Source organism: Solibacillus isronensis, assembly GCF_023715405.1.
GTDB lineage: Bacteria > Bacillota > Bacilli > Bacillales_A > Planococcaceae > Solibacillus > Solibacillus isronensis_B.
Genome location: NZ_JAMBOC010000006.1, coordinates 1 through 12,842, shown reverse-complemented (window position 1 = coordinate 12,842; position 12,842 = coordinate 1). Strand labels below are relative to the sequence as shown.

10 protein-coding genes, 6 tRNA genes and 1 rRNA gene are annotated in these 12,842 nt (G+C 38.6%); all 17 read right to left on the bottom strand.

Going from position 1 to position 12,842, the window contains the following annotated elements:
• Nucleotides 1-168: 168 nt before the first annotated feature.
• The 17 genes from glmS to rrf all read right to left on the bottom strand — a co-directional run bounded on the left by glmS (nt 169) and on the right by rrf (nt 12,832).
• Nucleotides 169-1,968, bottom strand: a complete 1,800-nt coding sequence (gene glmS / locus M3166_RS16850; protein WP_251691092.1) for a glutamine--fructose-6-phosphate transaminase (isomerizing) — start codon at nt 1,966-1,968, stop codon at nt 169-171.
• 706 nt (nt 1,969-2,674) lie between these two features.
• Complete coding sequence (locus M3166_RS16845; protein ID WP_251691090.1) at nt 2,675-3,199, bottom strand: type 1 glutamine amidotransferase domain-containing protein; 525 nt, start codon at nt 3,197-3,199, stop codon at nt 2,675-2,677.
• A gap of 446 nt (nt 3,200-3,645) precedes the next feature.
• The gene (glmM, locus tag M3166_RS16840) at nt 3,646-4,998 is read right to left on the bottom strand and encodes a phosphoglucosamine mutase (RefSeq protein WP_251691088.1); all 1,353 of its coding nucleotides are present in this window, start codon (nt 4,996-4,998) and stop codon (nt 3,646-3,648) included.
• Between the two features lie 83 nt (nt 4,999-5,081).
• Nucleotides 5,082-6,098: a CdaR family protein gene (locus tag M3166_RS16835; RefSeq protein WP_251691086.1), complete on the bottom strand. Its 1,017-nt coding sequence runs from the start codon at nt 6,096-6,098 to the stop codon at nt 5,082-5,084.
• Complete coding sequence (cdaA, locus tag M3166_RS16830) at nt 6,091-6,927, bottom strand: diadenylate cyclase CdaA (protein ID WP_251691084.1); 837 nt, start codon at nt 6,925-6,927, stop codon at nt 6,091-6,093. Before cdaA ends, M3166_RS16835 begins: the two co-directional genes overlap by 8 nt.
• 207 nt (nt 6,928-7,134) lie before the next feature.
• Nucleotides 7,135-7,749, bottom strand: coding sequence for an anti-sigma factor family protein (locus tag M3166_RS16825; RefSeq protein ID WP_251691082.1), 615 nt, complete (start codon nt 7,747-7,749; stop codon nt 7,135-7,137).
• A gap of 13 nt (nt 7,750-7,762) precedes the next feature.
• A complete protein-coding gene (gene sigW / locus M3166_RS16820) occupies nt 7,763-8,326 on the bottom strand; it encodes an RNA polymerase sigma factor SigW (RefSeq protein ID WP_251691080.1) in 564 nt (187 codons plus the stop codon).
• A 150-nt stretch (nt 8,327-8,476) separates the two neighbouring features.
• The gene (gene rocF / locus M3166_RS16815) at nt 8,477-9,379 is read right to left on the bottom strand and encodes an arginase (RefSeq protein ID WP_251691326.1); all 903 of its coding nucleotides are present in this window, start codon (nt 9,377-9,379) and stop codon (nt 8,477-8,479) included.
• 193 nt (nt 9,380-9,572) lie between these two features.
• A tRNA-Lys gene (locus M3166_RS16810) sits at nt 9,573-9,645 on the bottom strand.
• A gap of 16 nt (nt 9,646-9,661) precedes the next feature.
• Nucleotides 9,662-9,736: transfer RNA gene (locus M3166_RS16805), tRNA-Gln, on the bottom strand.
• A 13-nt stretch (nt 9,737-9,749) separates the two neighbouring features.
• A tRNA-Tyr gene (locus M3166_RS16800) sits at nt 9,750-9,833 on the bottom strand.
• A gap of 30 nt (nt 9,834-9,863) precedes the next feature.
• Nucleotides 9,864-9,939: transfer RNA gene (locus M3166_RS16795), tRNA-Val, on the bottom strand.
• Between the two features lie 45 nt (nt 9,940-9,984).
• A tRNA-Glu gene (locus M3166_RS16790) sits at nt 9,985-10,059 on the bottom strand.
• A gap of 129 nt (nt 10,060-10,188) precedes the next feature.
• Nucleotides 10,189-10,264: transfer RNA gene (locus tag M3166_RS16785), tRNA-Asn, on the bottom strand.
• A gap of 163 nt (nt 10,265-10,427) precedes the next feature.
• A complete protein-coding gene (locus tag M3166_RS16780; RefSeq protein WP_251691078.1) occupies nt 10,428-11,714 on the bottom strand; it encodes an alpha/beta fold hydrolase in 1,287 nt (428 codons plus the stop codon).
• 97 nt (nt 11,715-11,811) lie between these two features.
• Nucleotides 11,812-12,444: a FusB/FusC family EF-G-binding protein gene (locus tag M3166_RS16775; protein ID WP_251691076.1), complete on the bottom strand. Its 633-nt coding sequence runs from the start codon at nt 12,442-12,444 to the stop codon at nt 11,812-11,814.
• A 272-nt stretch (nt 12,445-12,716) separates the two neighbouring features.
• A 5S ribosomal RNA gene (gene rrf / locus M3166_RS16770) occupies nt 12,717-12,832 on the bottom strand.
• Nucleotides 12,833-12,842: the final 10 nt, after the last annotated feature.

Below are 12,842 nucleotides of genomic sequence, written 5' to 3'. Positions count from 1 at the left end.
AAATATAATTTTCTTCCATTTCATTTTTTAGTATAGTCCTCAAATGTAAACTTTATATAAACTATTTAATTTTTTTATATAGAAATTTCGCTGAAGGTAATTAGCTATATTAATATACAAAAAAACCGTTCACTTAATAGATAAGCGAACGGTTTTTTATATTCTATCCTATTCAACCGTAACTGATTTTGCCAGGTTACGAGGTTTATCAACGTCACAACGACGGTGAAGGGCAGCATAGTAGCTGATTAATTGTAATGGTACAACAGATACAAGTGGTGTTAATAATTCATGTACTGAAGGAATGACTAAACGGTCGCCCTCTTCTTCCATGCCTTCCATTGCAATAATACATGCGTTGGCACCGCGCGCCACTACTTCTTTCACGTTACCGCGAATGTTAAGCGCCACACCTTTTTGTGTTGCTAAAGCGAAGACTGGTGTACCTTCTTCGATTAATGCAATTGTACCGTGTTTTAACTCACCACCTGCAAAACCTTCTGCCTGAATGTATGAGATTTCTTTAAGTTTTAATGCACCTTCCAATGATACACAGAAATCCATATTACGACCGATGAAGAATGCATTGCGCGCGATTTTTAAATAATCTTCGGCAATCTGCTCCATTTCATCTTTAGAATCGATAATAGTCTGGATGCCGTTTGCAACGATCGCCAGCTCCTGTTTTAAGTCAAAGTCCAGTTCCATTCCTAATTCTTTTGCAACTGCATAGGCAGCTACTGCTAAAACAGCTACTTGCGCAACATACGCTTTTGTAGATGCTACAGCAATTTCCGGTCCGGCATGTAATAGTAATGTATAATCCGCTTCACGTGAAAGTGTTGATCCTTGCACGTTTGTTACAGTTAACGCTTTGTAGCCAAGCTCTTTGATTTTTACTAATACTTGACGGCTATCCGCAGTTTCACCTGATTGTGAAATGAAGATAAATAATGGTTTTTTCGATAGTAACGGCATATTATAGCCAAACTCGCTTGAGATGTGTACTTCTACTGGAATACCAGCAATTTTCTCGAAATACTGTTTCCCGATTAAGCCTGCATGGTAACTAGTACCTGCCGCAATAATATAAAGACGGTCAGCTTCCGCAATTGCTTTTAGAATCTCTGCATCAACCGTAACATCTTCACCCTGTTCATATGCTTGAATAATTTTGCGGATAACAGTTGGCTGTTCATCCATTTCTTTTAACATATAGTGAGGGTATGTTCCCTTTTCGATATCAGAAGCATCTAATTGTGCTGTATATGGTGCACGCTCAATAATGCGTCCATTTAATGTTGTAATTTCAACTTTATCTTTACGAACGATTACAACTTCTTTATCATGTAATTCGATAAACTGGTCAGTTACTTGCAGCATCGCCATTGCGTCTGAAGCAATAACGTTGAAGTCTTCACCCACACCTACTAATAACGGTGATTTGTTTTTCGCAACGTAAATCGTTTCCACATCTTCATTATCTAAAAGCGCTAATGCATAAGATCCGTGCACTAACGATAATGTTTTACGGAATGCTTCTAATGTAGATAAGCCCTCTTTCGCAAATAAATCGATTAACTGTACGATAACTTCTGTATCAGTATCCGAGTTCATTTGAATTCCTTTAAGATAAGCTTTTTGTAATAAGTGATAGTTTTCGATAACCCCGTTGTGTACAAGCGTATAACGGCCTGAAGCACTTGTATGAGGGTGGGCATTTAAGCGGTTTGGTACACCGTGAGTTGCCCAACGTGTATGACCAATTCCTACAGCTGCTTCCACATCGCCATCAACTGCTTTACGTAAATCTGCAATACGTCCTTTTTCTTTGAATACTGTTACGCCTTCTTCATTGTGTACAGCAATCCCTGCAGAATCATAGCCACGGTACTCTAGTTTCTCTAAACCTTTTAATAAAATCTCTTTAGCGTCCAATACGCCGTTATATCCTACAATTCCACACATAATCCGTTTCCTCCAATGTAATTGCTACATCAAAGTACATTTTGGCAACACAAAAGTAGACTACGAAATCTACCTTTTTTCTCCTAGTGCACTTTATGGGAAGTTAATCTGAAGGTGATGTTTGCTCTCGTTTAGCAAAGCTAGCACGCATCGGTAACATTCCTGCTCTTTTTTTAAAAAGGTGATGTAGCTAAATATTATTTTAAATTGTATGCCGTTTCGCTTTTCTGTCCAGAAAATCACTTCTCTGTTTTAAAACGAAATTTACAACCGGGCATGTGCGATCGGGAGGCATCCGCCGAAATTTCGATAAACCTCCACCTCGTCAACTAAGGATTATGTCCGCTCGATTTCCTTAGTTCTGGCGCTATAATTGTTTTCCGATTTTGTATGCGCGATTTTCTCTCCTTTTGCGCAGCTCAACGATTTCCATTTGCTGAGCATTTACATCATACACATAAACAATTTCACCGTCAATCCTACGCTATCATTGTAAGCGCTTCACAGAAAAAAAATTTTCTTAAAAATAGTGCGGCTGTTGCCTTACATATGTGAATTTCTCCCCATAAGAAAAACATCCCGTTTTGATTTGGGAAATGAAGTTTGTAACAGCAGTAACGTTGTCATTCCCACTGATTACAAGACTCATTCCACATGACATCAAAACGGGATATGCACTATTTTCTATCGTATGCAAAGAGCTCGATTAAAGCCCCTTCTCTTCCAATAAATTTACAATTTCTCGGTTAAATGCAGGTAAATCATCCGGTGTACGGCTTGTTACAAGCTGTTTTTGACAAACAAATACTTCTTCATCATGGAATTTTACCCCTGCATATTCCATATCGACTTTAATCGATTTATAACCTGTCGCATCTCGTCCCTCTAATGACTTCGCTGTAATTAGCAGCTGTGGTCCATGGCAAATTGCAAAGACTGGTTTCTTTTCATCCATAAAATACTTTGCAAATGCTACAACGCGTTCATCATCACGCAGTAAATCCGGTGAAAAACCACCTGGAATAAATAACGCATCAAAGTCCTGCGGGTTTGCTTCTGCTACCCCTTTATCAATCTGAACTGTTGCTTCGCCATTTTTACCTGTAACCGATTTATTACCTTCTTTATCGATTGTTACAATTGTATGCCCTGCAGCCTCTAGTGCCTGTTTCGGACTTGTGAACTCCACATCTTCAAACTTGTCAGTAATTAATGTTGCAATTTTAGCCAATGTAAAACACTCCTTCGTCTTATTAGGATACTTTATTTTGTTTCCCCGAATTCTTGAAAATGAAACATATTTACATGAGTTATGTTCTTTTATTAGAACAAATGTAAGTAGTTTTAGATCGGTTTCCGCAAATAGTAGAACAGGTTCAGTATTCATTAGAATGGTAAAATTTATAACTGGGTTTAAGCGGTAAAAAGGTTGTTTTGTCGTTTTGAGCTAATCTAATGCTTCTTTTATTAGAACAATAGGTGATATTAGAAGAATTGCATTCGATATTCGAAAGTTTCATATGGATATTTAAATACTTGGATAACATTTGGAACATTGGGTAGTTTTATTAGAAGAACGCCTTTTTATTAGAACTTTCTAAGCCCGATATTAGAAAAACCATCACAAAAAAACACCGATAGCAATGTCTCCATCACTACCGGTGCTGTTTATTTGATTTATTCAGCTAAACCCATTTCTGTACGTACTACATCTGCAATGCGTGCTACATAGTTTTCGCAAGCCTCTTCAGAAGCTGCTTCTACCATAACGCGCACTAAAGGCTCTGTACCTGAAGGGCGTACTAATACACGACCATTGCCTGCCATTTCCGCTTCTACTTCAGCGATGACAGCGGCAACCTTTTCATTTTGTGTTACAGCATGTTTATCTGTTACACGCACGTTCACTAACTTTTGCGGGTAAATCGTCATTTCGCCTGCAAGTTCAGAAAGTTTTTTGCCTGTTGCTTTCATAATATTCACTAACTGAATACCTGTTAGCAAACCGTCGCCTGTTGTATTGTAATCTAAAAATACGATGTGACCTGATTGTTCGCCACCTAAGTTATAATCATTTGCACGCATTTCTTCCACAACATAGCGGTCTCCAACTGCTGTTTGAACACTTGTCATTTCGTTGTCTTCAAGCGCTTTGTAGAAGCCCATGTTACTCATAACTGTAGAAACAATCGTACCTTTATTTAAGCGGCCTTTTCCGTGTAAATATTTTCCGATGATGAACATAATCTGGTCACCGTCAACAATCGTACCGTTCTCATCTACAGCGATTAAACGATCTCCATCTCCATCAAATGCTAAACCAACATCTGCGCCGCGCTCCTCGACAAATGCAGCTAATTTTTCAGGATGTGTTGAACCGACACCTTCATTGATGTTCAGTCCATCCGGTGAAGCACCCATTGTTGAAATATCTGCCTCTAAATCTGCGAATAAATGTGTTGCTAAAGAAGAAGTCGCACCATGCGCACAATCTAATGCCACATGTAATCCTTCAAAATCTTCTTCAACTGTTTGTTTTAAGTATGAAATATATTTTTGTCCACCTTCAAAGTAGTCTGTTACTGAACCAACAGCAGCACCTACTGGGCGTGGTAATGTATCTTCTTCTGCATCAAGAATACGTTCAATCTCTTCTTCTTGTGCATCCGTTAATTTAAAGCCGTCTGGACCGAAAAATTTAATGCCGTTATCTGCAACAGGATTATGAGATGCTGAAATCATAACACCTGCTTCAGCATTCATAACACGTGTAAGATACGCAACACCTGGTGTACTAATTACACCTAAACGCATAACTTCTGCCCCAATTGAAAGAAGACCTGCAACAAGTGCACCTTCCAACATTTCCCCAGAAATACGTGTATCACGTCCAATTAATACTTTCGGGCGATCTTTAGCATCCTTCGTCAGCACATAGCCGCCAATACGGCCTAGTTTAAATGCCAACTCTGGTGTTAGTTCACTATTTGCGACACCGCGAACGCCATCTGTTCCGAAATATTTACCCATTTACTTTTTCTCTCCTTCAACGCTTGAAATACCATACGTTTTTAAATTTACCACCTAAAGTGGATTGCTTGTTTTATTGATAGTTAGTTTCCATCTGTATCTTCACCATTAGAATCTGCATCTGTTTTTGTTTCACTATCTTTTTCCTTTTCACGAACCGGCTCTCCACTCACATTTGCGCGTACCGTTAGTTTTTCTTGAGATAACTTGGTAGCCCCTGTTGGAAGCTCAACTTTAAATTCGTATGGACCGGATTTTTTTATTTTTGAAACATCCACGTCTACGACAACTTCTTTTAATGAATCCACTACAGATTTCGAACCATATACCGTTATGTTAGATTTTTCCGGGGATAAACTGTCAATTGTAAGCCCCTCTACTGGTTCCCCAATTTCGTTTATCTTAATCGGGACTTCTTTACTATATTCATTAATTTCTACTTTTACATTGACCTTATCCGGATTAATGCTGACATCGAGCTTATTCAGATCACGGTCGAGTACCTTTACAGCCGCTTCCTGCTCAAATGATTTATTCACATCTTTCTCGCCTGAAACCGTCGCCTTTACATAACTTATGTTATCAATGACGCTTTTCGCTCCTGTTACCGCTACTTTTGACGGTTCTGCCGTCATCTCGTTCAGTACGAAGTTCTCAGCTAAAAGACGGTTATTCATTTCCGGCTCTACGCGAAACTGTTCAGTAACCTTTTCCTCAATTGTTATATTAATTATTCTTGGTTCAATTGATACATCCAGTTTTTCCGAAAAGTTTTCTTGATGTATTGTAACGCTATGTTCACCAATTAACAATGAGTTTAAATCGACAAAAAGTTTGAAATCCTTTTCAAGCTTTGTTTTCATTACAATTTGTTTCGGTCCTGAAATTTTCACATCGACCGTTTCAGGGAGCCCTGTCACAAATAAGTTATCAGAATCATAATACACTTCCAATGGCACATTTGTGATGACATCTGTTTCATTGGATGTGCTCGAGTCCGTTTCACGTTTTTCTTCTGTTTGAATATACAAGAATAGTGCCACTGCTAAAAACAAAGCGGTTAAACGGAGCATCCATGAGCTATCAAATATTTTATCCATTCTTTTTCCCTCCCCAAGTCCACTTAGATGCTAAGTTAGAATCTTGTTCAGGACCAAACCACAGTTTACGCAGTAATTCTTCAAATTCTGCAATAGTGAGATTACGGTGTAAATTACCATTAGCTGTTATACTAATCGCACCTGTTTCTTCGGATACAACAATTGTAATTGCATCTGTTACTTCACTTAACCCAAGTGCTGCCCGGTGACGAGTACCTAGTTCTTTGGAAATAAATGCACTTTCTGATAATGGCAAGTAACATGCCGAAGCGGCTATTTGGTTTTTCTGTATAATTACGGCCCCGTCATGTAACGGTGTATTTGGGATGAAAATATTAATCATTAATTCAGAAGAAATTGCGGCATCCATCTTGATGCCCGTTTCTACATATTCATTTAATCCTGTATCTTTTTCAATTGAAATAAGTGCTCCAATTCGACGTTTCGCCATATAACTTACAGATTTTTTCATCGCCTCGACTAAGCGTGTCTGCTCATCTTCCTGCTGGTTATTCGTTCGTTGGAAAATCTTACCCCGTCCTATCTGCTCAAGGGCTCGGCGGATTTCCGGCTGGAATATTATAATAATGGCTAAGAAACCCCAATCAATTACTTCTTGTAGTAACCAATCAAGGGTGTCTAAACCGAAAACGTAGGTAGCAAATTTCGCTAACACCACAATTAATAACCCTTTCAATAATTGAACGGCTTTCGTTCCTTTAATGAGGGTCAATGCTTTATAAACTACGTACCATACGAGCAGTACGTCCAGTACTTTAAAAATCATATCTACAGCAGCAATGTCTGTAAATTGCTCAATTATTTGCATGTGGCATCCCCCACCTTTACTTGCTATTCCATCTTGATTTTAGTATAGCACAATTCTGTCAGTGATTAACTTTCCTAACAGAAAAAAGTCTACCCGAACGAGTAGACTTTTCTTTCTATACTAGAACGGATTTTTTTGGGAAAAGTTCCGATTTATTAAGAAAATATTATTTCTTATTGTAATTACCGTGATGATAGTTCTAAGTTATTATTCATTAAGAACAGCAATCGCTTTATTGAAGCCAACTTTAATTTTGTACCAAAGCCATTCGAACATTTCATCAATTTCCTCTACTTGCCCTGTAACAACTGCCGTAGATGCCATGTAGTTGCCATTGATAACTGTAATATTGCCGTCCACTTCCCCTTCGACAATAATATCTCCATTCTTCACAACGATGTCACCTTTAACAACTTCACCGACCGGCACTGTCACCGTTTGCCCTTCAACGACTAAATTAGGCTGTTTCGTCACAGAGAATTGATTATCATTCGGAAAACTGCCTAACAATGTGGCACTCATACATAATAAGAATACTGCTGCAGCTACAAGTACAGGATGCTGACGGAACCAACGTTTGATGCCAGCAGAACTTTTGCGTTTCGGTAAACGACTTATCACTAGATCCTCAAAGCGCGGAGGGGCAGTAATATGTGCTGCACTCTTGATAAACGCAACCGTGTCACTTAATTCATGCATATGTTGTTGGCAATCAGGGCATGTTTGTATATGCTGCTTCAATATTTGTTCATGCTCACGACTAATATCACCATCTAAATATTCGTGCATATAATCCACGAATTCTGATGCACACGTTTTCATGCGTATCTTCCTCCTACAAATTGTTTAGCTGCTTTCTTAACGCTTCACGGCCACGGTGAATCCGCGTTTTAACTGTTCCTAAAGGCATATCCAATATTTCACTTATTTCCTGTAGGGACAGTTCTTCAATATATTTTAATACAATAACCGATCGATACTTATCGGGAAGGCGGCTGATTTCATATTGTATTCGGTCCTGAAGCTCCATCTGCTCAACGGCCTCTTCCGGCAACTGCTCCTCTGCGGCAATTTGCGAATACATATCCAGCCCTTCTGTTCCTGCTACCTCCGCATCTAAGTAATAATCGGGCTTCTTTTTACGAATTCGGTCAATGCAAAGATTTGTTCCAATTCGGTAAAGCCATGTTGAAAATTTTCGATTTTGATCATACGAATGTAAATTAATATAGGCACGTATGAATGCCTCCTGTGCAATATCTTCAGCCTCCTGTTTATTTCCAAGCATTCGATAGCACACTTGATACAGCTTGTGCTGGTAGAGGTTAACGATGTCGGCATATGCGTTTTGGTCACCTTTAAGCACTTGCTTTATTCTTTTATTAACTAACGCATCCATTTGTCTTTCCTCTCCACCTTTTCAGCTGTTCTATATATACGGATTGCTTTTTAAAAGGTTTCATTTTCTCTAAAAAATTTTTTCCACCCATAAATATGTGCCTTTATTATAACAAACTTCGTAACGACCAATCGAATTTTTTCGTAATAATCATACTAAAGTTTCGCCAAATAAAGAGCCGATTAAGGCAACCGCTACATCTGCTGTTTTATTTCGTTCATCTAATATAGGATTCACCTCTACAAACTCTGCCGATGTCATTAAGCCGGATTCCTGGATCATTTCCATTGCTAAATGACTTTCCCGATAAGTGATTCCACCTGCTACAGGTGTTCCCACCCCAGGAGTATATAAAGGATCTAATGCGTCCAAATCAAGTGATAAATGAAGACCGTCTATTTGCAATTGTTTAAAATATTTTAGAGTTTCTTCCATTACATATGTCATTCCAAGGCGATCGATTTCATGCATAGTGTAAATTTTAATGCCTCTGGACTTAATTAGCTCCCGTTCGCCTTCATCGATAGAACGTCCGCCAATTATAACAATATTTTCGGCTTTGATTTTAGGTTCTGCATGTAAAATTGATGTTAGCCTTTCATGTCCTAGCCCAATACTTGTTGCTAAGGGCATCCCATGAATATTTCCGGATGGCGTTGTTTCCGGTGTATTTAAATCTGCATGGGCATCAAACCAGATAATGCCCTGATTTTTATATTTCATCGAGAGACCTGCCAATGTGCCAATTGCAATACTATGGTCGCCTCCTAATACAAGCGGTATGTAATCCTTTTTTACAACACTCAATACTTTTTCGGCAAGTGCTGTATTGACCTTAATAACTTCTTCCAGATTAAGCAGCTTTTCATCTTTATGTACAGCTGCATCCCCCTCAATAACTTGTATATTCCCTTCATCTTCGACTTCATATCCAAGATCAGCCAAACGCTGCTGCAGCCCTGCATATCTAATGGCACTTGGCCCCATATCTACCCCACGGCGCTGTTGTCCATAATCACATGGTACCCCTACAATTGAAATTTTCTTATTCATCATTTCTGCATCCCCTAACATGTCATATAATTTTTCCTATTCTATTCTTTTCTCTTCTCCGCTCACCCTCCTATAGAAATTTCGAGCAACTAAACGATTTTCCCTTTTTATACGCAAAAAATCCTTTACTTATGAATAAGTAAAGGATTGTTATTTGATATTTAAGTACACTTCTAAGTTTATAAAATAAAAGTGAGCCATGAAGGACTCGAACCTTCGACCCTCTGATTAAAAGTCAGATGCTCTACCAACTGAGCTAATGGCTCATAAAAAATAAAAAAATGGCTGGGGTACCTGGATTCGAACCAGGGCATGACGGAATCAAAATCCGTTGCCTTACCGCTTGGCTATACCCCAAACATTTTATAGATGGTGGAGGGGGACGGATTCGAACCGCCGAACCCTAAGGAGCGGATTTACAGTCCGCCGCGTTTAGCCACTTCGCTACCCCTCCGACAAATGATGCAACACTGTTAAAGTTGAATGGTGGAGGATGACGGGCTCGAACCGCCGACCCCCTGCTTGTAAGGCAGGTGCTCTCCCAGCTGAGCTAATCCTCCATACATAACAAGTGTTACTGCTTTATTTTTTTATGAAGCCTTAAATGGTGACCCGTACGGGATTCGAACCCGTGTTACCGCCGTGAAAGGGCGGTGTCTTAACCACTTGACCAACGGGCCGTTATATAAGAAGTTCTCTTTAAGACAAGATTTATAATATCATCATTTTTTATATAGTGCAAGCCTTTTTCGAAAACTTTTTTAAAAAAGTTTTATTGTTTATTAAGTAATAGTAAAAAGGCAAAAAAATGGCTCCGAAGGCAGGACTCGAACCTGCGACCTGCCGGTTAACAGCCGGATGCTCTACCAACTGAGCTACTTCGGAACGCTACTATTATACAGTGATGTACAAGGCATCTTTCGTACATTTATTATTATAGCAACGTTTTAAATTTATACAAGTAGTTTTTTGAAATAATTTGAACATTTTATTTATTATGTTTCTCTTCCATTGAAAAAACCTCATATTAATGAATATTTGTCGTCCATTACTGCTTTATAAACTTAGTAATTTCCTCGATCAGACCATTTGTTAGCGGTAAATCAGGGTTGTAGTAGCTCGCAAGATTTTGGTCTCGATCGCCTTCTACATCTTTTAACACATGATTCATCTTATCAAAATAATGGACTGTGGCATGATTATTTGCTGCATATAAGTTTTCTGCATCTTTTTCTGTTACTTGAATATCTTTTTTTCCTTGAAGGATGATAATTGGAACGTTAACATTGCTTATTTCATGCTGGGGATCGTATTTAAGCCATGAAATCATATATGGTTGAACAGACGGTCTAAATAATGATTGGAGCTGTCCAGATACTGTCTCTACTTTTTTGCCTGCTTTTAATTGCTGCAATGCTTTTTCCGATTCCACTAATAAATTCGGAGGTAAGCTTGCTGACAATTGTTCCATTAAAACTTCATCTGCCGGTCTGCCAATACCTGCAATCGAAATAAGAGATGCCACGTCATTTTGCTGTGAAGCAACTGTCATTATCAAAGCACCTTCACTATGACCTAGTAGATGAATTTCATTAAAGCGGTCATCCTTTTTAGCATAATCAATAATTGCTTTAACATCTTCTACATACAGATCAAATGTTAATTCCTCTTCTTTTTTAATTAATGCCGTATTATCACCGATTCCACGCTTATCGAAACGAATAGAAGCAATCCCTTTCTCCGCTAAGCTCTCTGCAATCATCTTTAAACTATTATTCGAACCAGCTCCTATTGTATTGCCGTCTTTATTTGTAGGGCCTGACCCTGCATGTATTATAACAAGTTCTCCCGTTCCTTTATCCGGCATTTGCAATGCTGCTTTAAGCTCTCCGCCTGCAACAGGAATCAATAGCTTCTCATACGTAACAGGTGTCTCTGTATAAGCCTTCAACGTAATAGGATAGGATTGTCCATTTTGCGTAAACGTTCCCTCTATCGTTTCATTTTTTAGCTTCCCTGCAATTTTAATTAGAGATCCGCCTAAATTAATGGTGATGGCCACATCCGACTCATTATACTTAATTGATTCAAATGCAAAATCACTGATTCCTTGTGCTGGTACAGAAAGACTTCCACTCGACTCTTTCAAATTTAAAATAATTTCAAGAGGTGACTGCGGAATTTCAATCATCCCCCGCCATTTTCCTAATAATGCTTCCTCCATATGCACAACCTCCTGCTTCGTTTGTTCCTCCGCTGTTGACTTATCTGTACTTTCACTACTACAAGCTGCCAGCAATAACACAATAGCTAAACTATAAGCAATCTTTCGCACGGCTCTATCCTCCCCGATTCGGTTCTTAATTCCCTTTACGGTTAGAACAGGAAAAAGTTTCAAAATAAAAAGCCACCAATAAAGATGACTTTTACTTTCATATTAAATTACGGGCAACAAAATCCTGAAGTTTTTCATAATCACTGACCTTTTGATTACATAGTTGTGAGTCTTCACAAATGTAGTTACTGTAAGATGTATAATTATCACCATTGCCCTTTACTGTAGCTGTAAACAAATGAACAGCACTATGCTGATTACAAATCGCACAGACACCTTTTATAGGGTTATGGGCGTCTACAACCCCACGCAATGCCGTGTATTGACCTTCCTTTTCCAGTACAATGTATTGGCGGTTTGTTCCTTTATCAACCCAGGACAGATAACTGATTGCTTGCCAATCAATCATTTCTAGTTTAGGTAACTTCAACTTTTTATCCTTTTTAAATAGCTTTTGCAAACCTTGCTCGGAAATTGACTTAAACGGAATAGTATACGACTTTATGCTTTGGAAAAATAGTTCTGCACCGATAGTATCCTCAACCGTTTCCACTTCTTTAATAATATCTTCATTTACATGCGTCAGTTTTCCTCTTAGCTCTGTAATTGCCAGTTCCCGTATAGCCGCTACAATTTTCTTGTCATTCGATGTTAGCTTTGCCTTCAGTATCTTATTTACTTGTTGCTCGATTAATCGTAAGTCCACTACTGTTAAAAATGGTGCTGTCATGTTACTTCCTCCAATGTTTCGCCTTGTAAGAACTTTTACATTCATTAATCGTATTTCTTTCAGCTTTAATGGTCAACTACTAAAGCAATTCTCTTATAAGGCATGCAAAATAATTTAATTCAAATAAAAAACCAAAGAAGGCAGTCATTATTTAAGACTCCATCTTTGGTTTATTGTGTTATGAGTTTACTCTTTATATTGTTTATACCATATATATTATCTTCAATAATATAAAAAAGCCACTACTGACTAAATCAGCAGCGACTTTTTGAGCGAAGCGACGTCCTACTCTCACAGGGGGAAGCCCCCAACTACCATCGGCGCTAAAGAGCTTAACTTCCGTGTTCGGTATGGGAACGGGTGTGACCTCTTTGCCATCATCACTTCACTATAGTGGG